This is a genomic window from Methanolobus sediminis, from assembly GCF_031312595.1.
Taxonomy (GTDB): Archaea; Halobacteriota; Methanosarcinia; order Methanosarcinales; family Methanosarcinaceae; genus Methanolobus; species Methanolobus sediminis.
On the sequence record NZ_CP133592.1, the window covers coordinates 2,738,353 to 2,762,267 of the forward strand.

The window sequence follows — 23,915 nt, forward strand, 5'->3', positions numbered from 1 at the left end:
ATGGTTTGCATAGGAATGGTTGTGTACTGTTCAGCAAATCAAACTAAAAGGAAATATATCTCCGGCACAGTTGCAAAAAGTCATTTCAAGACCAAATGGTAAATACCAGATAATGTAGACAAGTGTAAATCCTGTAATATAGTTACCAATTATTCCTTTGGCAGCTTCGATTGCAAGTAATTTGTTTGGATACGTTGCCTCTATCCACATTTTAAAATAAATGGGCACTATGTTTACTATAGCCATAACAGAACCAAGCATAAATCCCTTCATATAATATCCTGAAGGAAAAACATCAAACAGCAGCCCAAGAACAAAAACAACAGCCCATAAAATACATTGGATCAAAATAATAAGATATTGAGGAATTACTTTTTTTGGAACATTTTTCCATTTCTTCAATGCAAGAGGAGCCTCGGGATTTCTACACATTTTTTCAACCGAGGTATTTTTGTAAATTACACTTCTATAAGCAAAAAATACAATTGAAGCTACAAATCCTCCAAATATTGTCCTATATATCCCTATATGCAAAATAAAACAAAGTAATCTAAACACAAATCCTAAGTCAATACTCAGGTCGACATTCACATCATCAACTAAATACTCATAATCACTAAATGCCGGTGTAAAACCAACAATATGCCACACATCAGGATTTGTAATTAGAATCAGGAATATACACAAGAATAATAGTGATCTGAGTGATTTAGTTGGAGGCATGGTTTTTCTGATTATCTATTTCTCGTTAACATCGTGGATATAGAACACTTGCCCACTAAATGTTGAGTAGAAACATTTTATTCTTAAACTGCACAGATATCCGGTTGTTGTGGTTCTGTCACTGTCTTATTATAGTAGTCTGGCAAGTACCAGCTTTCAATCGTTGTATTTATCTTAAACGATGACTCTTTTTTACAGACAAAAACATGGATCATATCTTTACCTTCATTGTTATATCCCAATGTGATCCTTCCTTCCACAAGCTCGTCTTTTTCTTTGATATTGGACATATTTATTACGAAATATACCTCTCCATCATCAGATCGACGTTCGTTGGAATCATATTTCTCAGTGCCATCACTGTCACTCCACATCTCGATCCAAGTCTTATCAGACCTCAAAGTCCACCATGGAGCTCCATCACCTACATTTTTAATAGATATTATGAATTTCTGTGGATCTTCAGATGTAGGCTCAACTGTTATGTCCAGATCCGGTTTTTTCTTTTCATCTGTGACATCAAGGTTTATTGGCATAGCATCTGCAAAGAATTTCAGATCAATAAAATCAAAAAAATCTAACTTTGTATTGACCAGGTAAAAATTTACTTCTCTTTTTCCAGGGCTAAACTGGAAATCCGGAGTGAGTAATGTAATTTGAACAGTTTCAGATTTGTTCCCATCTAATTTTGTGCTAGGTTCGTTTCCATCTGATTTATCAAAGAGTATCCATTGATCTTCAGACTGGAGTTCCCAATTCGGATTTACAAATGGCATCCAATCCCATTTTTTATCGATAGTAACATCTATAGTGACCTTATCATTTAATCCTACAGTAGTAATATTTGTGTCATACTTTGCTACCGGAGCACTACCAATTAAAATTGCAGCTAAAATTGTAATTATTGCACTGATAATTATAATTCCATAAACAAATCCCTTTAATGTTGCAAACTTTTCCTTCAAAGCTTCATTTTCTCTCAACAAAAACTTTTTCTCAATTTGATCTTTATCAATAAAGGTACTGAATGTTTTCTCTTCAAATCCATCCTTTTCAATGATATACTTGAGAGTCTGTCCGATATAATCCTCATCAGACTGAAATTCATAATTTCCATGTTCGTCAGTGAAAAAAAGAGCTCCTATTTCTTTGTCCCCAACCTTAAGCCTTATCTTTGCAAGCGCTATAGGCTCATTATTCTTTGAATTAAGAATTGTCCCAGATATTTTCACATCCATCACTCCAGAACTTCATAATACCTGAACTCCACTTCCACTTTTTTATTTGAAGCGTTTTTAACAACCAGTACATAAGAAAATTTGTTTTTGTCGCCTCCCTGAATCTGTACAAACTTCTGTTGAGGAGGATTTTGAGCAGATGAAGATATCATTTCGGTGTCTGGTTGGTTGATACTTTCCTGAGAAGGAACTGTTCCTGAACGGCCTTTTTTTGAGATCAGTTTGACTGTTTTTTGTTTTAAGCTGGTTATTTGCTGTGCAAATCCGGTTGATATTTTCTTTAAAAAATCGATATTTTTATCAAAGTGAACCGAACTGACATCACCTTTTTCCACCTGCCATCTCCATTCAATAATTGAATTCGGAGTGATAGGAATTACACTTGTCACAAAAAAACGGTGTTTTGTACCGGGTTCAGTAAAATCCACTTTTGCTTCGGATTTCGGTCCAATTTCGGCAGTGCCGGAAGATTGTATGGTACTCATCCTGGAAATCGGTACACAGCCTTGCTCTATCTGGTCAGTACCGACCATGTTCTTGCTAAGTTTTCCGGTTAATGTTCCTGAAATATTCAGGTTTCCTGTCAGTATGGTGTTCTCAGAGATTATCTCCAATCCCGGGCTCACACCGTCCACACTTTTTATTCGGAGGAATTTATCAGGGTCATCTTTTGTTGATAAAGCAAAATCAATACTATTAACCTCTATATCCCCACTGATACTTTTTACATTCCTGCGTTCTTCAAGATCGATATAGCTTAGAGTATCTTTTTCCCGGTCAAATATCAATTTTGCCAGAATAAGCTTCATTGACAATTCATCAGGTTCATTTGTATCATATTCGATGACACAATCTTCGCTAGTACGGGTATACGCTTTTTCTCCTTCCCCTTCTCTAAAATCGGTCTGTTCTTCTTTATACGATACTGTGAGATAAAGGGACGTGGCTGTCGATTGGGATAGGTCGATCTCTCTTAATTTGTCAAGTACGATCTGTCTTCCCAGACCATCAATGGCCATACCCATACTGATCGTTACATTTTTTGTACCAATCTTTTCAACATTAAGACCCCGTGCAATACCCCATGTATGTAAATTCCTGTTATGGGACCTGAGCGCATCGACATGATACTGCTGTTCATCCTTGAAATCATCGGCATTTAATAACTGCCCTGTATAATAATTCAACCTTTTATGAGATGTTTTATCGGTCATGGAATTCCTCCTCCATTATTATAGCAATGTATTTTCCCCAATATTCGAATTGACACCTAAAGTTATTCTGGGCTGCTTAATATTCAACCAGTAATCAGTGTGTATCGGTTTTTCTGAGTCTATAATTCTTTCAATTGCCTTCTTTTTGTCCTTCCATTTTTTAATATCAGAAGCAAGAACATTTTTTCCGTTGTATATTATGACTCCCTCATTCTCCATTTTAACATTCAGTTCACAGCTTTTGCCACCACTTAACACTAATTCGGCTTTTCCCTTTTCTGCATCAAGCTTTATTTGTGCTGAATTATCATCTCTGCTTATGCTGATGGTTTTACCATCATCAGATTTTTGGAGATCTGCACCTTCTGCCCAGTCAATACCAAAATCATCTTTGAGATAACTTAACAGTCCCTCACTTTCAACCCCAGGGACATTGTCCCATCTGAACATATACATCACATCTACTTCGACAATAAAAAAATGTGAAGGAAATCCACCCACCCTGGAGTTTTTCCCTATGCGGGAAGTTATTCCTACCTGGAACTGTTCCGCTTCTCCAATGATGTTCACGCGTTTACCCACGTATATACTCAGGTATTCCTCAAGACCTCTTTTTGTTCCACGCATCCTGTAGATAGGAATGATCCTGGCGATAATTTCCCGCTTTTTCTCAAGTTCCCAGTCATCTTTCAGAACAAGAGCTACCCAGCCAGCCAGCCAGCGTAGAAACTCATCTATACCATCATCCTGTAGGAAATGCTTTTTAAAAGTTATTTTTTCATTATCTTTTAAAGGAGGCAAGAACGACATTTCTGCATCATCGAACAGGAAGGAAAATCTGGGATGAAAAATATCAGGAATAATATCAAGTGTTTCTGAAATCCCTTTTTTTTCATTTATTTCCTCATTTTCAATTCCGCTTATTATAGTTTCGAATATCTTGAGATAACGCTCTAATGATAAACTTCCCCCATCCTGCGACCCTTCGCTAAATATTGCCGGGAGAAAACGTAAGTAGCTGGTTTCTGGTCTCACCTGATTCATTTCTCCTCCTTCCCAACTTCCACATTCAATGAATCAACTTTTATGAGTCCGTTTATCGGTTTGATTTTTAATTTCTTGTTACCATCAAACACTATTGATTCAACTTGTTTGACCCCTTCCGTTTCTTCAACAACCTGAGCAATCTCATATATGGAAAGGGATCTTCTGTATGGCCATCCTGTTCTTTCATCCCCTCCAACAAAAGGATCAAGATGCTGTAAGATCCTGTTCTTAGTATCAGCTTCTATTTTTTCTGCTATTGCATATTGATGACATACAATTTCCAGGTCTATACTAACATCAGAATAAACAGGTTGTTTGACCTTGATCTTTGTTCCAATAAGTGTCCTTGGATTCAGGTAATCCATCACATACCCGGTAAGTTCTTTATACCTGCTCTGCTTTTCAGATTCAGCAAGTTCCTCATATTGCTTCCATTCACCTGGTATCAGAATTATCTCAACTTTACTTTCATCCAAAGCTTTTTCAACAATAACTCTTCTGACCTCTACCCCGAACATATCAGTAGCTTCAGCGGCAAGCTGACAAAAATCATCTTCTGTAATTGCCCTGTAGCGTGAATTGAGAAATAGTAAAGCTTCCCTTTTTATATCCGGAATGGGTTTTTCATTTCCTTCTTCAATTTCCTTTAAAAATTCAAGGACATTTCTGTGGCACTTGTCTGAGTGAGGATCTTTTAGCAACTTTTCTATTTCATCAATGCCTGAAGCACCTGCTACAAGTCGTAAAAAATTGACATAGGATTCATTAGGTACTCTATTCATCCTGTAAAGTGTTGCTTCTGCTATCCAGGAAAGCATTTCAAGTATCGTTATACCAGGATCTGATGGATTATGGTTTGTCCATCTATCAGTATATTTCGGGATGGATGCAACCATCTCCTCAGAGATCTCCTCATAAGTCTTCGTATCAAGATTGGGTAGCTGGATTACCATATTTTATTCCTCAATTTCCACACTGATAAGTCCGGCACAGGGCAAGGAATCAGGTTCTATCAACAAATGTTCCACACCGGCTATCTCTTCTTTTTCTAGACCCGACAATCCTTCAGTTAACTTAATTTCACTGACATAATCCACGCCTTCAATATCCTCAATTACGGCAGCCACCTGTGAGGTGGATATGTTCTGTCCAAAATTCCACCCCTTCCCCGTAGGACCACCTTTCAAGGGATGGAAAAATATTTTAAGCGTTTTTTCAACCCTTTTCAAAACATCAACACTTTCCGTAAGGGATATTGGTCTGACCTTCACATATGCATTTATTTGTGTATAATCAGGACCTATGGTTTTTATTTTGTGAAGAATGGGGAAAAAAGCCCGATCCTTTAGATACATTTCAACAGATCTTAAAAGTCCAGAATCCGGAAGAGGTGTATGCCCTTCATATTTTGGAACGATAATGACGGTTATTGTATCGTTTTTTAATACACACTTTGATCTTGCTACATACTGTGAAGCCTCATGTGCAAGCCATTCAAAATCTTCATTGGTGACCGCACGGTCCCTGTTCTTAATGATATGAGGGAATCTGTCAATTACACTTTCAATATCCTCCATATCCATGCCGCCTGATGATGGAACATGATTGGTTACCGTATCAATTTTCGGAATGGTTTTCTTTAGCGAAGTAATAGTCTCTGAGGACACATTGCCTCTTGAACCGCCTCCGGAAACATAGTGCCTTGCAATAATATTGTTCTTACCTGTATGGGGTACCATGCCCCTGTTCCCATCACCAAAAATTATCTTACCGTTTGCCCGATCCAGAACATAATGCCTGCTTAAGGGACCGGATAATGTGAAGTTGTTTACTTCCACCCATGAGACCCATACTTCTTTTATTTCCCCATATTCCTCTACCACCCTCAAACCATCTAAACCTACTTCAGACTCTATGACCTTTAATTCACCTTTAGAAGGAATATTTGATTCTTTTACCTCAACAAGCTGACCTTCAAGCACTGGCCTGTTAGAAAAATTAAATGTCAGATCAGGTTCACCATTTCCAGAACCAAGTATTTCATTTCTTGAAGTTGTATTGTTCAAAGCCCAAACCGTATTTGGGAAAATACCATTTAATACAGAGCAGGAAAGCCACTTTCCATCTTTGCTCTCCACCCTGATCCAGTACAGTTCCTTTCCGAACTGTGATGTGGGTTTAATGTCTGAAGGAGCGGAAAAAGATACGATTCCGGCTGTTCTGAAAGAATCAGATCCATCTTCCACACTGAATTCTTTCCATGAGATGCCATTGTAATATTTCCATACAAGACCGGTCGCTTCGTCATTATCGTTAAAATTATCCTGATAATCGGATTGTTTGATTCTTACTGGCTCTTCACCGTAGAGCTTATCCTTAACTGCGCAAAAAAGAGTTACTGGCAGTCCTGCAATATCCTCTTCAAAACCAAGGTAAAAAACTGGTAATTTTTCCTGACATGTTTCATATATCTTCCCCGGCTCTTCAGGAGCCAGGTCTCTGTATTGAAAATTATTGAATGACCTGAGCTTTCCAATCCCTACCCCCTCGTAGCTATATGAAATATTAATAGACTGTATGAACGGAGGATTAAAAACAGTTGACTTATCCTGAGAGAATAGATCAGTTTCATCAAGACTATCCCTTATTTTGTGTGTTGATCTTTTCAATGTAGTGTATAGTGATCCAAAACCATGATCTTCTTCAGATTTGACTCTTCCATCAGTCTCATATAACTTTTCAGATATGACCCTCATCCTGATCCACTTGTTCAACTGCCCGTTAATTTCGATAGGTGGTATGGAAGGACAGGTTTCAATGAATACCTGACCGGATCTTGTAAAAGCTTCAGTATTGTCAATAACAGTTAATGGCTCCCAGCCATTTCCATTCCAGTATTCCCATTGGAGTACCAAATTTTTATTTTCATTCTTTGCTTCATCATATTCAAGTTCAACATCGAATGTTATTGTAGCTCCTTTTTTTGAAAATACCTCTTCTGATCCAATGTACAATGTATCCCTTTTTTTAGGTACTTCTCCAAAAGGATAAAATCCTTTTTTCATATCAAGCGGGACCACATTGAAAAATGCTGCATCAGGTGTTATATTTTCAACTGTCAGATCCATGGATATATTCGATATCGCAGGCAGATCTGTTCCATCAACTATTTTAGTATCATGCGGTTTGACATGTAACCAGAAGCTTTCTATTCCATCTATTGATGAGCTTTCAAATTTTTGAATACTTTGAATGTCACGAGTTTTATCATTAAAAATGATATCAAGTTTTTTTGCATCCTGACTAGATGTGATTTCAGGATTTTCAATCAGATTATTGTTGCCATCATACCACAGGTCAAAATACTCTTTAAAAAGATTCTTCCCTTCTAAGTGGAACTTCAATTCAGATGGCAGGTTTTGCATGTGCAGCAGGATGTCATCACCCATATAGAAAACATGATCAAGAGGTTTTTCATCAGCATCTCCTCCAAATATACAGATCTTTTCTTTTTCACCTGATACAACTTTTGAGTGATCAGTGTATTTATCCTCCCAGCTATTCAAAGAAAAAACAGCATTCAATTTTGCAGGAACCACGCTCAATCCCTGTGTTGTTTCAAATACCACTTCACTGTCTTCCGATGATACTACCTGAGTACCACGGGGAACAAAACTACCTGAAGAGCCCTCTGCAAGGTAGAATGTTAACGGAACTTTTGAAGGCTTTGCAGACAGGAGGTTCACTCCCATAAAATCAAAAAATGCAAGACGATGCTTGTCTGGTATTTTGTTAAACTGGGTTATGAGATTTTCAGCCATATCTGAAAAAAGCCTGAGTATTACCAGACCGGGGTCATCCGGATCAAAATAACCTCTTTTTTGTGGAATAGCTAATTCCGGACAGTAATGTCTTGCAAGCCTTAATGACTGCTCATAAATATCCTCCGAAGTCCTGGTGTCAAGAACAGGAGTTTTAGCAGCCATTTATTCACTCCCAACATAAAATGGATACACAAGATTGTACCTTGTGTTCGATGAAATAATCCTGTACTCAATGCTGATATTCAACCTGTTAAGTTCCTGCTCATCATTATTTGCATCAACCTTGATGAGTTCTATTCTGGGTTCCCATTTTTTCAAAGCTTCTTCAACGTGAAATATTGCAAAGGAAGCAGTGGATGTATCATTTACAGAGAATGCCAGGTCATGTATCCTGCATCCAAAATCAGGTCTCATGACTCTTTCACCTATTGATGTACCAAGGATCAATAGTATCGATTCCCTGATAGAATCCTCATACTTAGACCAGGTAATTTTTCCGTTTTCAGTTTTCAATGGAAAACTCACGCCAACACCAAGAAAATCCGCATCCATTTTCTTCACCCTATAAACACGTTACCTGTTGCAACCACTGTTCCTATCGGCATGTCGGAAGGATCGTTACATGTTATTGCCGTATCCCCATTCCTTGCTGCCGGTTTCCCATTTATTCTCACAGTTGCACTTCCCATGTTTATTGTCGCTTTATTTGAGGGAGATTTCTGAAAAGGCCCTCCCTGTGGAACGTGATAAGGAGTGTTCGTAGCCGTCGAATCAACTGTTGCAGCAGGCATTCCATCAATCTTTACATTCCCGCTGAGATTGCCATCTATTATGCCTGTAAACGCATGAGGAACTGGAACAGGAATTGGAGGACCAGGAGGTGCCTGTATCAAAACGATATGGATATCTGTTGCAATGACCTGATCTCCCTGTTTAGCCGCCGTCATTCCCATAATTAAACTCCCGATCAATGATCTGATCAATTGAGATCTATTGTAGCTCCTTTAACAGTCACTTTACCTGACGCTTTCAGGTTCATATCCGATGATGCTTCGATCTTTGTGGCTGCTGATGCTTTAATCTCAATATTTAGTGCATCGATAGCAATTTTCCCATTCGGTGCAGACATCTCAATATCCTTGTTTGACACTATGGATATTTTATTATCTTTTGTATCGATCGTGATCATATTTTTTTCAGTTTTATCTACGATCTCTATTTTTTCGTTGCCCTCTGTGTCATCTATTTTTATCACATGACCACTACGGGACTTCATCATCCTGATATTGTTCTTACCATTACTATTCGTTTCAGGAGGGATATCCTTCCCATTCCACAGCGATCCGATGATATATGGCACATTTATATTTCCCTGCTCAAAAACAACAAGAACTTCATCATCGATTTCCGGCAGGATAAAAATTCCTCTCTCTTTTCCAGCCATAAGTGATGCGACTCTCGCCCAGTTAGACTCATCATCATCGCTAAGCCACGGAAATTTTACCCTGATCCGTCCAAGTCCTTCAGGATCCTTGTTGTTTGTCACAATACCTATGACAACACCATAAATCCTTGAATCTGTGCTCTGATCATCAACCAGATCCAGTAAACTCATATCCCGCCCCTCCTGACCTTAAACGATGTTTTGTATCCACTATAATCAATTACATGAGATGTTGAAGTGACATAGTAAGTTCCGCTGAACCTGCCAATTCCTTTGATCTCAATGGTATTACCAGCTCTCAATTTTGGAATACCTGTACATTTTCCATCACCTGTTACGGACCCTACAAGATGTTTATTGTATCTTGCAACTGCAAGTTTTTCTGCATCAAAATTATCAACAGGATGCTCATCTACAATATATGATGAGAATTTACCAAATGCAGACTCAGTCATGTTTGTTCCGTTATTTTTGACATTCATCGTTGACATGGACCTTTCACTTTTTGATGTTGCAGATACCTGTTTTTTCTTAATGTAATCCCATCCCTGCACCACAATTTCATCACCTTCATATCTTGCACTCAAGTCTGCAGAAAACTCTTCCAGGTCAACTCTGTATTCAAGGACCAGGGATGCCGGATCACTCTCTTTTGGTGATCGGAAATGTAATGTCCTGTCATCAACAAAAAGCTCGTACCTGATGCGTTTTGCTCGTTGCAATATGAACTCAAGGTCGTTTTGGTTATTTTGATAAATATGCGGATGAACAGTTCCTGTATCTTCCACCTTTGCGCTAAGCCCCCATTCACCGGCAATCGAAGATGCAATGTCACTATCCTTTACATCAACAAATGTGCGCCTTTTTGTTCCAAAACGAAGCCTGTGCAACCTGTCATAACCTCTGATCTCAATTGTTGAGAAACTTTCACTAAAGGTTGGCTTAAGAGAGGTGACCTCACCTGCAATCATCAGGACCAGATCATCCATACCCATGTATAATTTGATCTCACTTCCCAGATGAAAATCTTTAAGGTCAACATGTTGCCAGCCCCCTTTTTCGAAATCGGATGTTGCCAGCTTAAGAATAAACATAGATGCTGTGTTGAGTTCTTCTTCGAATATCACACTTTCAACAGATGCCATAGATTTTGCTGAAAGCTCGTTGCCATCTACTTTGATCTTAAATATCGGTACTGTGGAAACTATATTTTCTGGCAATTTAAGCTCCTGATAAGGTTTAGTCTGGAATTATTATTATTTTGCCAATATCATCAGGACCCGGGAAATTCAGTGGATCGTCAATATCATTCAACTCAGCGATCTTACGCCACAATAGTGGATCCTTAAGTTCTTCTGCTGCTATGATGTCAAGCCTTTCTCCCTGTTTGACCTGTCTGACCTTTCTGCATGCTTCAACACCTTTGAGCTTTAACGCATCCTGTGCATTCACAACCGACCTCATTACAACGGTCAACTTCGCACGAACAGGAATTCCAGTTGACATGAACATTGTGAAATTTTGAGAAACTGATTCCACAACTCCTTTAAAATTAAATTTACCCCAGCTGAACAAGCATACAGGCGGCTTTTTTGTTTCTTTTCCCTCAGCAGTTGGAACAGCAAGTTCCATGATTCTTTTTGTTCCGGCAACTTTTCTGACCCTACCGGAAATTGAAACTTCATTATCTTCTCTTACATCAGCACGGATCTCATATGTATCAAAAAATAAATTGAGTGTCAAAGTGCCAAAAGTTGTTTTTGTGAACTCAGGCATCATACCCCTGTCACCCACCCATGTTGCATTTATGGTGCTTGTATAATCAGTCGGGTTGAACATTACCTCTATGGTCTTGTCCTTAACAACACCCTTACCCTGATCATCCAGGATGTATATTTTGGCTTTTTCCATTACCTGAGACCTCTCCGTTCTTTTTCAATTGAAAGTTTAGATTCAAGAAGTTTGTAGACCCTATCGGCAATGATAGTGATATTATCAATATTCTCAACACTGTTTAGTGACTTGACATTTTTCTCAACAACAGCTGCCTTTTCTGAATCTGTTTTGTCTATTCCGGTTGTGATGGCATCAGATTTTACCTTATTGTCAGGCTCTTCGTCTGAATTTTGAACAGCAGATTTTCTTAGAACCAGATCAGAAGGTATTCTGGAAATGTTACTTGATGAAAGATCAAATGGCACATTAATATCTGTTTGCGCATTCCTTGCATGATGTAAAGAGAGATCACCCTGATTGGATAACAGGTTGGGACTAGTTGGAACTTCACCATCCTCAGCCTCCATATCCGCTATCCTCAATCTTGCAATATGTTTATTAGAAACAGACCTGTTTGCAATATTCTTTTTTTCAGTCATCAAATACCGTTCTTCTGTTCGCCTGCTAAAATTCTCATATTTTTCATACACAAGTTCATTTCGTTTTTGAACACGTGCCACTAAGGTATCAATTTTTAAAACAGCCTCATCCGCATGAGTGGAGGAATGCAAAATGATGTCTTTGGCTTTTGTATTTTCATCCACTTTCACTCCTGCAAGCACCTGCTTGGTGTATTCATCAAAGGAAGAAATATCAGGTGTCTTTAGATGCTGTAATTTTAACAAATCACCAGTATTTTCGAGCTGTATTTTGTCTGATTGTGTTTTGAGAAAGATACTTTTCTTGCTCAGGTTGTTTGAAAGAATTAATGGATTTTTCATTTTTTCTCTTTGAGATAGTGTCTTTTCAGATAGTGTTCTCACGAGTTCCATTGTTTCCTGGGTCTTTACTGATACAGGCTCAAAAATAAGATTCGGAGTTTGCCGGTCAACTAGCTTCAAGTATCTCATCAAGCGTGGAGTTACAGGGTGCTTTTTATCTTCCCCTGAACCTGTTTGTATATTCATCTGCTGTTCTAACACATTTTTTCCAGATGATAATTGATTTTTAAACTCAGACTCATGGGTAACTACATTTTGTGCTGGCCAACTTGTTAAATGCAAATTCAGATATTGAATTATGCTGGTACTTAATATTTTTTTAATAATATCTTGATTAATGTTTGTTAATTTGATTGTACCATCGACTGTTTCCAGTAACCTTAAAAATATTAACGACGGAAAATTACCTTGTTTTGTGCCAATAGAATATCGCTGGATAATCTGGTTAAAAAGATCAGGTTCATTAACTTTCATTGACGAAATTGTACTTACAGGCAACACTGTTGGTAGCTTCTTTTGCAATATACTGCAATCTGTATGTAATTGTTCATTCATGCTACCACATCAATTAAGTGGAAAATTAGTTATGGAATTCTTTTGAGTCCGTGATGAGCCAGGGTCAGAGTCTCAGTTGCAATGGTACCGGTTATAGCATTGAGTGATGGGCCATTCAGTTTTATCGGATAAGCATCAACAAAGCTCCATGTTACCAGAGGAGAACCATCCTGATCACAAAGAAAGATCAAACCGTCTTTCCTTTTGACCTTTCCATTTATGGCATCATCATACCATCTCCAGATCAGATCATGATCAGTGATCCCGCGCTTTAGAGTTATGTTGGAATATTTTGTACCTTTAGGGAGCTTATATTCAATGCCATTAGCTCCCCCTTCTCTTATAGTTTCAACTTCCGTTTCGATATCCAGACCGGAGACCTCAGTAAATCCAGCTGCAGTAAGTCCTTCGATCTCTACAATAAAATTATAGGCACTATAAGGATCGACTCGCTTTTTTCCAGATAATAAATTTGATTTGGGCAAAGTTTCCTCCAGGTCTAATTTTGTCCTTACATATCCAGAATACTCTTTTCATTAGAATTCGAATTGAGATTCTTGTTTATCTTACTGACCTCTTTACACCAGAGTTGCCTGTCCCTATGTTCCATGTTCATGATGGTTTCATGGTCCCAGTGGAAATAGTAAGCCAGGAATGCTACCTCCTCAAGCAATTGATTGAGGGGGTAGCTTAGCATTTCCCCTGATCATTCACCTCGACGTCAAACATGTGTTCACATTTGGGACAAACTGTTTTTATCACGTCTGATCCGTTTTCGTTGATCCGCTGGTAAAGTTCCTGCAGATAGGCCATATCGGCTATGAACAAATTTTCAATATTCCGTGTATTGATAGAATGCAGAGTGCCCAGCTTTGTGATTACACGGGATAGCAAGATTACACTCAAGTAAGCCGGATTTGACTGTACTCTTGGATCCTTTAAAGGTAAGATCTCATCTGCTGCAGTTGCAAGACGCATGATCCCATCCTTGTGCAGGTTGCCATCTTCATCAACATACCCTTGTGGAAGTGTGAACTCAAATTCTGTCTGAAACGTCATTGTACCCTGTCCATTCCCTCATGAGCGATCTCGATCGTTTCAATAGCTACATCATTTCCCATGGCGTTTAGGTCAGGAGCATTATACTTAACAGGCCATGCTTCCCTGAACTCCCAGCGAGCTGCCGGATTTCCTCCTTCATCCAGAAGAAGAACAGCAATATTTTTTCTCGCCTCGGCAGTCTTTCCCTGAATTACCTGCTTTCGCCATTCAAATAGCTCGGTAGAATCTGTAATTCCCCATTTAAGGGTCAGATTTCCGTATTTAGTTAGCCCCGGAAGCTTTCTGACAGTTGTATCTTCATTTCCTTCCCTGTATTCGATAGAATCGGTGGCGATATCCGGGATCGTAACTTCACTGAAACCTGCCTGAATAATTCCATCTATTTCCAGCAGGAACCTGGAATTTCTATAAGGGTCTTTTCTTTCTGGCATATTTATTCACTTCCAATTACTCCGTCGCTGAGGATCCGCCTGCCCATTGTGCAATTCTGAAAATAACAAATTCAGCCGGTTTAACCGGAGCAATACCTATCTTGACAATGAGTCTTCCGTTATCTATATCGTCCTGGGTCATGGTAGTTCTGTCACACTTGACAAAAAACGCCTCATTCGGAGTCGTACCCATGAGAGCACCATCTCTCCATACTGTTGTTAAAAACTGGGTGATCGTTTGTTTTACCCTTGCCCAGAGCCTTTCGTTATTAGGCTCAAAAACAGCCCACTGGGTTCCCTCTTCAATGGATTCTTCAATGTATAAGAACAGGCGGCGTACATTGACATATTTCCACATTGGGTCGCTGGATGTTGTCCTTGCACCCCATAGTCTGATACCTCTTCCCGGGAATACGCGAATGCAATTAACTCCTCTGGGATTCAGTATATCCTGCTCTCCTTTGGTAAGAGCAAATTGTACTTCCTGAACTCCCCGGACAACTTCATTTGCCGGTGCTTTGTGTACTCCTCTCTCAACGTCGCTTCGGGCGTATATTCCGGCAATGTGCCCACCAGGTGGAACCAGTTTTTTATTGTTCGTTACGGGATTTACTACATTGATCCATGGATAGTAAAATGCTGCATACTTGGAATCCAGCGGAGGTCTGAGTGCAGAAACATCGCCAGCACTCTGATCTGCCTGCAATACTGCAAATCTATCTTTCATCTTTTCGCAGTGATCTACTATAATGCCTGTCATACCAACAGAATTCTCATCCGGAACACAGATGATACTGATCTCATCTATCTCTTCAAAGGCAGCCAGACCGGTTCTTTGTCCTGTTGTGGCAATACCCTGATAGTCTGAGAGTTTGGGAGCTTTGTCATTTCCCCCTACAAGCAGATCTATTACAGAATCAGGTATTCCTTCTCCTTTTTTCTCAACATTTATAAGATTTGATATGCCGTTGATCTTCTTTTCGTAGAAGTCGCTGCTTGCTTCCTGAGGGGAGAGATTATCGTAGATCTCAACCATTTCAGGATCATTGTTCTTTTTCTTTTGTTCATTTACCTTATCAGCGCCATCTGGATTCTTCCCTTCTGACTCTAGCATATTTCTCCAGTATTTTACGGTCAGTTTAAAAAGTGGATTTGTATCCTGATGAAGTGTGGCTTTTTCTACAATAACTGCTACATTTCCGCCCCATACTCCAGGACCAACTGCAGTTACTTCTATTACACTTACATCTTTTTCGCCTTCGCTACTGGTCAATGTAGCTTTAGCTGTACCTGAACCTGTACCTGTTATACGACCTATAATACAACGCTGTCCTCCGTTTCTGAAAAAGCCGTCAACCCCATAGGCAAGATACGAATTTTCGATGAATCCTCCATATTTGTTCTTGAAATCATCGAAGTTTGTAACAAGCCTTGGACCTGTTGGTCCTCTTTCGGTTTTTCCAAGGAATCCTGCTGTACTGGTGCTTACACCTTCAATTGGTTTTGCACCTATCTCTATTTCTTCAATGTATACTCCTGGTGCCAAATATTCCGGCATTCACTAAAACCTCCTTTGATTATATGATGAATATCATTCCTGAAATTTCAGGAATAAATGAGTGTGAATGATGTGGTTTTTCCTTCCTCTGTTTCCAGAGATTTCGTTTTTTTCTTGTGATCTGGAAACTGGATCTCAATGACGGGATTTTTTTCTTTTATTTTCACAAGCTTCTTACCGTCTATTGTTGTAACATCATCTTTTTTCAAATTCTTGAAATAGATGACAAATTCTCCTTTTTCCGTTGTTTTTGTCTCTATGTCCCTTTCTTTAACCTTCAGCGATGCTTCAAATATTCCCATACCTTTGGAACTTTGCAGGCATCCTCTTATTAAAGTGGCAGACGTTGAGAATGGATAAGAAGGAGCAGGTTTGAGGATAATATTTATAATCGGATTTTTATCCTGATCTGTCAGTTTTACATCCTCTTCTTCATCAAAATAGTATTCTCCACCTTGTATCTGGACTGTATAGCTACCTTTCGGTATATCCAGGAATATGTAATACCCACTGGGATTTCTAACCGGTTCAATTCTCTTGCCTTTTAAAGACACTTCCACATTACCGATAATTTTGTCAGTGGTATAATCATCGATAAGATTAACAACCAGCGAAAATTTTTCAGTAAAGCCTACAGAAGATAATTCTATTATTTGGCTCATCTTTTTACCTGATTAGAGATTTTTCCAGTTTTCTTTCAGTGACCCGTTTATCTTCTTTCTGCCGAGTAGATTCTACCTTCACCGGAGTCACCAGATAACAAACTGAAGGCCTGTAAGGTTTATTCTGAAACGTGCTCCATATCCTGGTAATATCATCCAGGCTAATAGGAGCTATATTTAAATGCAACTCCTCATTACATTCGGCCAGACTTCCCCTCAAAGCCGAACCTTTCAGGATGGAATTATCGTTTAAGATTTGTATGGCTCTGCCCAGCAAGCTGTGTTCTTCTTTTGCTCTTTCAGTCTTGTCCTGAATGGTATTTGACGGGTAGGATGTTAGCACATAATACAGATCAAGGTTCAGGGGTGGCAACCTAAGTCTAGTGGGATCAAATGGATCATTTGCTTGCATCTCCTGATTTTTCAAATATGTATTTTCAGTAATCTGATAGAGGAAAAGAGATAATCGTATGTTGTCACCTGTTTCGATCTCTCCAGGAGATATCAGAACTATTGAGTCACGAACACGTGAATCTAAATTGTCTCTTAAAAGATCGATTAGTGTTTCTCCCACTTCTGCTATTGATGTATAATCGCCCATCAATTAATCCTCTTAAATGTGTAATTTTAATTTTAATTCGATAGGTTTTCATATGCTGTGAGAATAACTTTATAATCAGGCATGTTTCCACAAGACTTTAGCCTATCAACTTCCAGCAAAAATCTTCCAGTCATTTCCTGAGTCATATTATTTTGTTTTGCAAAGCGTCCAGCCAGAACTTTCAATTCTTTTTTTGAAGAAAATTTTTTAGCGATATTATCATCAAAAAAGTTGAATATCATACCACATTTTTCGTGGCCGATTGCTCTAGTAGAAGGACTTAGTGAAGAAGGTACATAGTCTTTAAATGTTGAATTTTTTACTAATTCTCCACATTCACATAAAATCATTTAATCACCTTGATAATAAAATAAAGACTCCGCTAACCAAAAGGAGTTGTCATCGCCCCATTGCTCGCTCCTTAAATTAAAATATACTGGATATATATTATAAGTCCAATTTTATTTGGATGTTAAAGTATATAATAATATGCATAATACTGAATATGGTTAGTATTCACAAATGTCTATTAATTTATCAACAAGGAATAGAAAGACCACCAAATTTATACTCACATTAAATCATAGATTTAGTTAAAGTTCCAGTTTTCTAGATTGGAATAAAAAGATAAATTTAGCTAAACTGAAAAGTAGAAAAACAATACTATTCATTTTAAGTTCCTCATGACTGCCAAATTAATATCATGGTACCAAAGATATATTTTGCTAAAGATATGTTAGATGAAGATAGTATATTATGAGGTGTTTCTTTATAAAGAAGTCATTGAAAAATTAAGGTTCCTGAAGAATTATCAATACAATAATAACTAAAGATTGTCTTATACTATATTCTGCCTTATCAAATCAAATATCTGGAAAAAATCAAATGTCAGTCACTGAAAACATAACTTTGATCCTGAATGAGCTTGGAAACACAAAACTCATCTGTGTTACAAAAACCGTTGACCCTGATAGAATAAATGAAGCAATTAAAGCAGGTGCAACTATAATCGGAGAGAACAGGGTTCAGGAGTTCGAGGAAAAAGCTGACAGACTTCTTTCATGTGAAAAACACATGATAGGACATTTGCAGTCTAATAAAGTAAAAAAGGCTGTTGAGTATTTTGATGTGATTCAGTCAGTAGATTCTCTGAAAGTGGCTCAGGAAATAGATAATAGAGCAGAGGATTTCAACAAGATCCAGGAAATCTATCTTCAGATTAACATTGGCAGTGAGCCACAAAAGTCTGGTTTTGACCTTGATGATATCAGGCAGGAAATTGATAAAATCGCATTATTCAAGAATGTCAGGGTTACAGGAATGATGTGTATTCCACCTTATGTTTCTCCAGAGCAGGCACGTCCGTATTTCAGGAAAATGAAGGCACTTTTTGATGAATTAAAAGCAGAAACACATGGAAAATATAGCAATATTGATCTAAAAGAACTTTCCATGGGAATGTCTGGTGATTACAGGGTTGCCATTGAAGAAGGTGCTACCACGGTTCGCATTGGTTCAGCTATTTTTGGTGAGCGGAATTATTGAATAATTCCGATTTAAATCTCAGTTATCAGTGTATCATCCTTTTCGTAAAAGTCGCAAAGGTTCTTCGCCCATTTGTTATGTCGCTTATTCTATCTCAATATCATACACGTTTAGAAGAGAAATAACCTCAGGAACAGAGAACTTTGTTTTTTTGAGGAAATTGTTGTTAGGGTCTATAGAATAATTTCTTGCATTCCTGAATGATGTATGGCTCATATTCGTATTCCTGAAAAGACTATTTGTAAGATCAGAACCTTCAAAATTTGTATTTTTAAGACTCGTATTTACAAAATCACAATCAAAGACCTGACAGTTTGTAAAGTCTGTATTTTCAAGGTCCATGTCTGAAAAGATGCAATAGGAAAGGTAACAATTATCAAAACCGATGCTGAATATGAAGCCATTGCATTTTGAAAAATCCAGACCTACAATTTTACAGTTAGTAAATTTCACATCCTGTAATCTGCTATTATTCAAATCAACATTTGATAATTTACAGTTATCAAAAACGCAATCAATAAATCTAGTGTTCTTGAATGATTCATCTGCAAGATCAATATCTTTGAAAGTTTGTTCTTCAAATTCTTCATTATTGTATTCCATGGATCATTAGAGGAGATAATAAGTTATAAAGAATTTTCTAAATGACAATTAGAAAGAAATCAAAGTATTAATTAAAACCAGATAGCAACAGTTATTGCTAATCCAATAAGAAATACAGTTCAATTCATGGGAGTCAGGTTTTACATATTAAACAATAATATACAGTCCTCCTAATTTTTTTGAACACCTATTAATATCTGTAATACCAATGTACTATAAAATCATTTGAATGCATAGGTCTTTTTTGAGAAAAAGGTGGTGTATGAATACTGAATTGATAATATCCCTCATAAATAATGCAGCTTTGCTTCTTGCTATAGGTGTCCTATACGAAGTTTTTTTCTACAATATAACTATGAAAGCATGCTCGAAAAGTGTAACTGTAGGGATTATCATTGGTCTAATAGGCATTGCCTTGATGTTGAATCCATGGGAACTTTCACCAGGAATATTCTTCGATACCCGTACTATTCTTTTAAGCACAGTCGCCCTCTTCTTTGGATTTATTCCTGCAGTCGTTGGAGCACTCATCATCATTTCTTACCGCCTTTATGTAGGTGGTGTTGGAATGGTTGCTGGTGTTGCTACAACGGTAAGTTCTGTTATATTGGGTCTGCTGTGGAGAAAATACCATGAAAGGCTCCAAAATCTCTTCGGTATGTTTGATCTATACGTTTTGGGAATACTGGTTCATATTGTCATGCTTATGTGTATGCTTCTGCTGCCTTGGCCCTTCGCCTTCGAAGTTCTAAGTCGTATCAGTTTTCCAGTAATGTTGATTTATCCTATTGGAACCGTGTTACTTGGAAACCTTCTAAAAAACCAAATATCCCGTAAAAGAATTCAAGATGCTCTTAAAGAGAATGAGGCACAGCTTCAAAACTTCATAGATAATGTCCCGGTGGGAATTTACCGCACAAATTATGAAGGAAAAATGCTTCAGACAAATCCTGAAATGGCTCATATTTTAGGTATGAATAGCCCAAAGGAAGCAATTAATTACTTCAGGAATATGGATGAACGATATATTAGTCCCAATCGTCGTAAAGAACTAATAACCATCCTTAAAAAACAGGGGTATGTTAATAATTTTGAATGTGAGCTTTTACGTGCAGATGGCAAGCATATATGGTTGTTAATTCATGCGAGAACTAGCGGTGATATAAAAGGAGACAAATTCACAATCGATGGTTTCGCTGTTGATATCACTGAACACAAGGAGACTGAAATAGCTCTGGTTAAAGCCAAAATCCTTGCTGAAGAATCAAACCGTACTAAATCGGAATTTTTAGCAAATATGAGCCATGAGTTACGCACACCGCTTAATTCAGTCCTTGGGTTTTCTCATATTTTGATGGATAAGACTTTTGGTGACTTGAATGATAAACAGATGAAATATGTTGATCACATTCTAAAGAGTGGAACCCATCTGCTGGAAGTAATCAATGATATACTCGACATTTCTAAAATTGAATCAGGTAACATGAACTATGAACCTGAATATATAAACCTACAACAAGTGATTAATGAAGTTGTCTTGACAATGGAGCCTATGATAAAATCGAAATTTATTGATTTTAAATTCGATATGGAATCGGAAAATCTTGAAGTATATGCTGACAAGACAAAATTTAAACAAATTATATTCAATCTTCTCAGTAACGCAGTTAAATTCACACCCAATAATGGAAAAGTATGGGTCACTACAAAAATTGTGAATAACAATATCTCAGTATCCATATCTGATACTGGCATTGGTATTTCTCCAAAGGAACAAGAACTCATATTTAAGCCTTTTAAGCAAGTAGATTCATTTTATAATCGTTCTTATGAAGGCACTGGATTGGGACTTGCGATCGTTAAACATTATGTAGGGATGCATTCCGGAGAAATGCAGGTTGAAAGTGAAGTTGGGAAGGGAAGTACCTTCACTTTTACCATGCCTATAGATTCCATTTAAGTTTATTATGGAAATAATGCTCTGTAGAAAACCAACTTTCAAAGTGCTGCATCTCAGAAAATTATAAAATGAGTAACTGAAATACTAAAATAAAGACAATAGTGGAGTTTATGTATGAAATACAAATTCATTCTGGGATTAGTTTTACTAACAAGCCTACTGGTTTTTTCTGTGATAACTGTTACTGCAAGACCTGATTACATGGCGGCATTCATGAAGCAATATGATGTAACTGGCACAAGACTTGCAACATGTGACATGTGTCATATAAATCCTAATGGCGGAGGTCCCCGGGATAGCTATGGCCTGGCTTATGCTGGAAACGGAAAAAACTTTAGTGCAATAGAAGAGCTTGATTCAGATGGGGATGGGTTCACAAATATTGAAGAAATAAGTGCACTGACATTTCCAGGCGATTCAGACGACTATCCAGTAATAGCAGAACTTTATGAAACAGGAACTATCAATCCTGACAACGCATCTGTTAATATTACAAATAAAACAGACACAATTGTTAATAGTGGAATTTCAACAGAAGTTGGCAGCGAATCAAATATAAAAACAACAGCAACAGAAGTGCAATCTCCGGGCTTTGGAGCAATGCTTGCGGTTTTTGGAATAATAACAGCTTTCTATGCAAAAAGGTAAAAACATGAGTGTAGAGAGAAAAACGGTATAAATGTATCAAAGGACGGTCCCAGTCATTGCATGGCACTTTGCAGATGTGGTAAATCTAAAAATAAACCTTTTTGCGACGGGACAAATATTGAACAGAGTTTAAAGACAGGATCAACTGAATCCTGCTTTTTGTCTGGAAATTTCCTTTGAAATCAGAAAGCACCCTTGAATTTTGAGACCACATTATCAGAAATAATGTGCACCTCTATTGAAAGTACCATTCCTGCAATAGTTGATATCATCAGATTAGAAGGTATTACCTCATAATTGATTCCCATTATGAGAAAAACTGCAGCAACTATCACCAGCAGGTTTGATACAATGGACAAAGGCCCGATAACAGGATGATGCGACAGGCCTCGGTGTTTGAATAATTCTTTGTAGGGCCACCAGATTATCCTGAGAAATCCCCATCTTTTGTAGGGTTTACTGTTTATGTCAAGATCAGGACTAAGGAAGAATGTGGCAAATATATAGGCTACTGAAAAGGCTACTATTGTATAACCATCCAGATAAGTAATGACAGGACCAATTCCTTCCCTGAACGCATAGTAAAAACCAGCCAGTACTACTGTCAGCACTGCTGCATTTATAGCATCGTGTGTTTTTCCGTCTGGAATACGTTTCATCCCCTGAGTTAGTGCTCATAAAAGATATTAACCGGATAATATATAATCTTCTTCCATTTATGGTGAAATTCAGGAGGTTAAAAGTTGAGGCTGACAGACAAAGTGACAAAAACATTACTGATTCTGGCCATGATCACAATGGCAATTTTAGTTTCTGCCTGTATGGAAAAAGATCTGAGCAGGGAAAATGATGCAGATAAGTTGGTAACTAATACAGGAAACATTTCTAATGTAACGTGGGAGTGGACCGGTACAATTGAAGTAGATGCAAAAACACCGTTAGTTGTTCCTGATTCAAAGAAGTACACTATCAAATTCATGGAAGATGGCACATATTACATTGTTGCGGACTGCAATACTGGAAGTGGAACCTATGTACTTGATAACGGCAATATGACGTTAAATCCCGGACCAATGACACTTATGGCATGTGGGGAAGGTTCTGTTACCAACAAGTATCTTGCATATCTTGGAAATGTGGATTCTGTGGTACTTGAGGGAGAGCAATTAAAACTATACCTGAAAGACAGTGATGACAGAATGCTCTTTTCACTGCAGTATTGAAAATCTGAAATTAATGCATAAAATATAATGCTGTTAATTACCATTCTAGTATCAAATGGATGAAGAGAAATTCAATGAACTGAAAACATGGTTCTATGACTATGTCAGCTCATTTTACACGGACGATTGTTTCATTCAGCAGAATGTAAAACTAAAAGAAGAACATAGTATCAGGGTTTGTGAAAATGCATCCCTGATAGCTATTTCTGAAAAACTTGATAATGACAATTATTTTCTTGCAAAGACAATTGCACTTCTCCATGACGTGGGACGCTTTAAGCAGATAAGCAAATACAGGACTTTTAAAGACAGTGAATCCGAGAACCATGCAGTTTTGGGTGTAAAGGTCATGAAAGCCGGGAATGTACTTTCAAAGCTCCCAATAGACGAACAGCGTTTAATCCTGCTTGCCATTGTTAATCATAATAGGTTTCAAATAAAAGGCAATCTGGATGAAAGAACTCTTTTTCATGCAAAACTCATAAGAGATGCAGACAAACTCGACATCTATAATGTGCTGCTTGAACACCATTATCAAAAAGATGAAATCCCCAATCCTGCTCTGGAATTGGGATTGCCTGATAAAACCGAGTACTCTCCGATAATCGTGAAGGAAATCATGGAGAACAAAATAGCAAGTGTTGACCTTGTAAAAACCTGCAATGATATGAACCTCACCCGACTGGCATGGCTTTTTGATCTGAACTTCAGGGAAACGTTTCGTCTTGTTAAAGAACGTGGATTTATTGATAAACTGATAGCAACACTACCAGATAATGAAGAGATCAGGTCTCTTCAAACTCATCTGAATGAATACATAGTTCAGGTTCTGAGAAATTGAATTATCTAACTGCTGAACC

Annotated in this window: 28 protein-coding genes; 6 read left to right on the top strand and 22 right to left on the bottom strand. The window is 37.8% G+C overall.

Annotation, left to right across the window (positions count from 1 at the left end; all coding sequences use genetic code 11):
- Window positions 1–30 precede the first annotated feature (30 nt).
- From RE474_RS13500 to RE474_RS13595, 20 genes are all read right to left on the bottom strand, one after another.
- Complete coding sequence (locus tag RE474_RS13500) at window positions 31–723, bottom strand: hypothetical protein (RefSeq protein ID WP_309310886.1); 693 nt, start codon at window positions 721–723, stop codon at window positions 31–33.
- 83 nt (window positions 724–806) lie between these two features.
- A complete protein-coding gene (locus RE474_RS13505; RefSeq protein WP_309310887.1) occupies window positions 807–1,961 on the bottom strand; it encodes a peptidase associated/transthyretin-like domain-containing protein in 1,155 nt (384 codons plus the stop codon).
- Window positions 1,961–3,175, bottom strand: a complete 1,215-nt coding sequence (locus tag RE474_RS13510; RefSeq protein ID WP_309310888.1) for a hypothetical protein — start codon at window positions 3,173–3,175, stop codon at window positions 1,961–1,963. Before RE474_RS13510 ends, RE474_RS13505 begins: the two co-directional genes overlap by 1 nt.
- Before the next feature lie 18 nt (window positions 3,176–3,193).
- Window positions 3,194–4,219 carry a phage tail protein gene (locus RE474_RS13515; RefSeq protein WP_309310889.1) on the bottom strand — a complete coding sequence of 342 codons (1,026 nt, stop codon included), beginning with the start codon at window positions 4,217–4,219 and terminating at the stop codon, window positions 3,194–3,196.
- Window positions 4,216–5,175 carry a baseplate J/gp47 family protein gene (locus RE474_RS13520; RefSeq protein ID WP_309310890.1) on the bottom strand — a complete coding sequence of 320 codons (960 nt, stop codon included), beginning with the start codon at window positions 5,173–5,175 and terminating at the stop codon, window positions 4,216–4,218. The genes RE474_RS13515 and RE474_RS13520 overlap by 4 nt, the downstream gene beginning before the upstream one ends.
- Before the next feature lie 3 nt (window positions 5,176–5,178).
- The gene (locus tag RE474_RS13525; RefSeq protein ID WP_309310891.1) at window positions 5,179–8,208 is read right to left on the bottom strand and encodes a baseplate J/gp47 family protein; all 3,030 of its coding nucleotides are present in this window, start codon (window positions 8,206–8,208) and stop codon (window positions 5,179–5,181) included.
- Window positions 8,209–8,598 (bottom strand): GPW/gp25 family protein, encoded by a 390-nt coding sequence (locus RE474_RS13530; RefSeq protein WP_309310892.1) that lies wholly within the window; start codon window positions 8,596–8,598, stop codon window positions 8,209–8,211. It abuts the gene before it with no gap.
- Between the two features lie 5 nt (window positions 8,599–8,603).
- The gene (locus RE474_RS13535; RefSeq protein WP_309310893.1) at window positions 8,604–8,999 is read right to left on the bottom strand and encodes a PAAR domain-containing protein; all 396 of its coding nucleotides are present in this window, start codon (window positions 8,997–8,999) and stop codon (window positions 8,604–8,606) included.
- 26 nt (window positions 9,000–9,025) lie between these two features.
- Window positions 9,026–9,661: a phage baseplate assembly protein V gene (locus RE474_RS13540; protein WP_309310894.1), complete on the bottom strand. Its 636-nt coding sequence runs from the start codon at window positions 9,659–9,661 to the stop codon at window positions 9,026–9,028.
- The gene (locus RE474_RS13545; RefSeq protein ID WP_309310895.1) at window positions 9,658–10,710 is read right to left on the bottom strand and encodes a phage late control D family protein; all 1,053 of its coding nucleotides are present in this window, start codon (window positions 10,708–10,710) and stop codon (window positions 9,658–9,660) included. The genes RE474_RS13540 and RE474_RS13545 overlap by 4 nt, the downstream gene beginning before the upstream one ends.
- Before the next feature lie 19 nt (window positions 10,711–10,729).
- Entirely contained in the window at window positions 10,730–11,401 is a 672-nt protein-coding gene (locus RE474_RS13550) for a CIS tube protein (RefSeq protein ID WP_309310896.1), read from the bottom strand.
- Window positions 11,401–12,762 carry a hypothetical protein gene (locus RE474_RS13555; RefSeq protein WP_309310897.1) on the bottom strand — a complete coding sequence of 454 codons (1,362 nt, stop codon included), beginning with the start codon at window positions 12,760–12,762 and terminating at the stop codon, window positions 11,401–11,403. The genes RE474_RS13550 and RE474_RS13555 overlap by 1 nt, the downstream gene beginning before the upstream one ends.
- 29 nt (window positions 12,763–12,791) lie before the next feature.
- Window positions 12,792–13,247 (bottom strand): phage tail protein, encoded by a 456-nt coding sequence (locus RE474_RS13560; RefSeq protein WP_309310898.1) that lies wholly within the window; start codon window positions 13,245–13,247, stop codon window positions 12,792–12,794.
- Window positions 13,248–13,273: 26 nt separating this feature from the next.
- Entirely contained in the window at window positions 13,274–13,459 is a 186-nt protein-coding gene (locus RE474_RS13565) for a DUF6760 family protein (protein WP_309310899.1), read from the bottom strand.
- A complete protein-coding gene (locus tag RE474_RS13570; protein ID WP_309310900.1) occupies window positions 13,453–13,821 on the bottom strand; it encodes a phage tail assembly protein in 369 nt (122 codons plus the stop codon). The genes RE474_RS13565 and RE474_RS13570 overlap by 7 nt, the downstream gene beginning before the upstream one ends.
- Window positions 13,818–14,255, bottom strand: coding sequence for a phage tail protein (locus RE474_RS13575; protein WP_309310901.1), 438 nt, complete (start codon window positions 14,253–14,255; stop codon window positions 13,818–13,820). Before RE474_RS13575 ends, RE474_RS13570 begins: the two co-directional genes overlap by 4 nt.
- A 16-nt stretch (window positions 14,256–14,271) precedes the next feature.
- Complete coding sequence (locus RE474_RS13580; protein WP_309310902.1) at window positions 14,272–15,813, bottom strand: phage tail sheath family protein; 1,542 nt, start codon at window positions 15,811–15,813, stop codon at window positions 14,272–14,274.
- 47 nt (window positions 15,814–15,860) lie between these two features.
- Window positions 15,861–16,475 carry a peptidase associated/transthyretin-like domain-containing protein gene (locus RE474_RS13585; RefSeq protein ID WP_309310903.1) on the bottom strand — a complete coding sequence of 205 codons (615 nt, stop codon included), beginning with the start codon at window positions 16,473–16,475 and terminating at the stop codon, window positions 15,861–15,863.
- A gap of 4 nt (window positions 16,476–16,479) precedes the next feature.
- Complete coding sequence (locus RE474_RS13590; protein WP_309310904.1) at window positions 16,480–17,076, bottom strand: Pvc16 family protein; 597 nt, start codon at window positions 17,074–17,076, stop codon at window positions 16,480–16,482.
- Window positions 17,077–17,108: 32 nt separating this feature from the next.
- A complete protein-coding gene (locus RE474_RS13595; protein ID WP_309310905.1) occupies window positions 17,109–17,426 on the bottom strand; it encodes a hypothetical protein in 318 nt (105 codons plus the stop codon).
- A 535-nt stretch (window positions 17,427–17,961) separates the two neighbouring features.
- Between RE474_RS13595 and RE474_RS13600 the strand changes: the two genes are divergently transcribed.
- Window positions 17,962–18,621: a YggS family pyridoxal phosphate-dependent enzyme gene (locus tag RE474_RS13600; protein WP_309310906.1), complete on the top strand. Its 660-nt coding sequence runs from the start codon at window positions 17,962–17,964 to the stop codon at window positions 18,619–18,621.
- Window positions 18,622–18,705: 84 nt separating this feature from the next.
- Here the strand turns inward: RE474_RS13600 and RE474_RS13605 are convergent, their stop codons facing one another.
- Window positions 18,706–19,224, bottom strand: a complete 519-nt coding sequence (locus RE474_RS13605) for a pentapeptide repeat-containing protein (RefSeq protein ID WP_309310907.1) — start codon at window positions 19,222–19,224, stop codon at window positions 18,706–18,708.
- A gap of 262 nt (window positions 19,225–19,486) precedes the next feature.
- Here RE474_RS13605 and RE474_RS13610 point away from each other — a divergent pair, with 262 nt between their 5' ends.
- The 3 genes from RE474_RS13610 (at window position 19,487) to RE474_RS13845 (ending at window position 22,012) form a co-directional block, all read left to right on the top strand.
- Complete coding sequence (locus tag RE474_RS13610) at window positions 19,487–21,184, top strand: ATP-binding protein (protein WP_309310908.1); 1,698 nt, start codon at window positions 19,487–19,489, stop codon at window positions 21,182–21,184.
- Between the two features lie 114 nt (window positions 21,185–21,298).
- The gene (locus RE474_RS13615) at window positions 21,299–21,832 is read left to right on the top strand and encodes a PGF-CTERM sorting domain-containing protein (protein WP_309310909.1); all 534 of its coding nucleotides are present in this window, start codon (window positions 21,299–21,301) and stop codon (window positions 21,830–21,832) included.
- Window positions 21,833–21,892: 60 nt separating this feature from the next.
- Entirely contained in the window at window positions 21,893–22,012 is a 120-nt protein-coding gene (locus tag RE474_RS13845; RefSeq protein ID WP_369076080.1) for a CDGSH iron-sulfur domain-containing protein, read from the top strand.
- A gap of 2 nt (window positions 22,013–22,014) precedes the next feature.
- Here RE474_RS13845 and RE474_RS13620 read toward each other — a convergent pair whose 3' ends face one another.
- The gene (locus RE474_RS13620) at window positions 22,015–22,491 is read right to left on the bottom strand and encodes a metal-binding protein (RefSeq protein WP_309310910.1); all 477 of its coding nucleotides are present in this window, start codon (window positions 22,489–22,491) and stop codon (window positions 22,015–22,017) included.
- Between the two features lie 84 nt (window positions 22,492–22,575).
- Between RE474_RS13620 and RE474_RS13625 the strand changes: the two genes are divergently transcribed.
- Together RE474_RS13625 and RE474_RS13630 are read left to right on the top strand one after the other, a co-directional pair.
- Window positions 22,576–23,055 (top strand): META domain-containing protein, encoded by a 480-nt coding sequence (locus tag RE474_RS13625; RefSeq protein WP_309310911.1) that lies wholly within the window; start codon window positions 22,576–22,578, stop codon window positions 23,053–23,055.
- A 55-nt stretch (window positions 23,056–23,110) separates the two neighbouring features.
- Window positions 23,111–23,896, top strand: a complete 786-nt coding sequence (locus tag RE474_RS13630) for an HD domain-containing protein (RefSeq protein ID WP_309310912.1) — start codon at window positions 23,111–23,113, stop codon at window positions 23,894–23,896.
- Window positions 23,897–23,915: the final 19 nt, after the last annotated feature.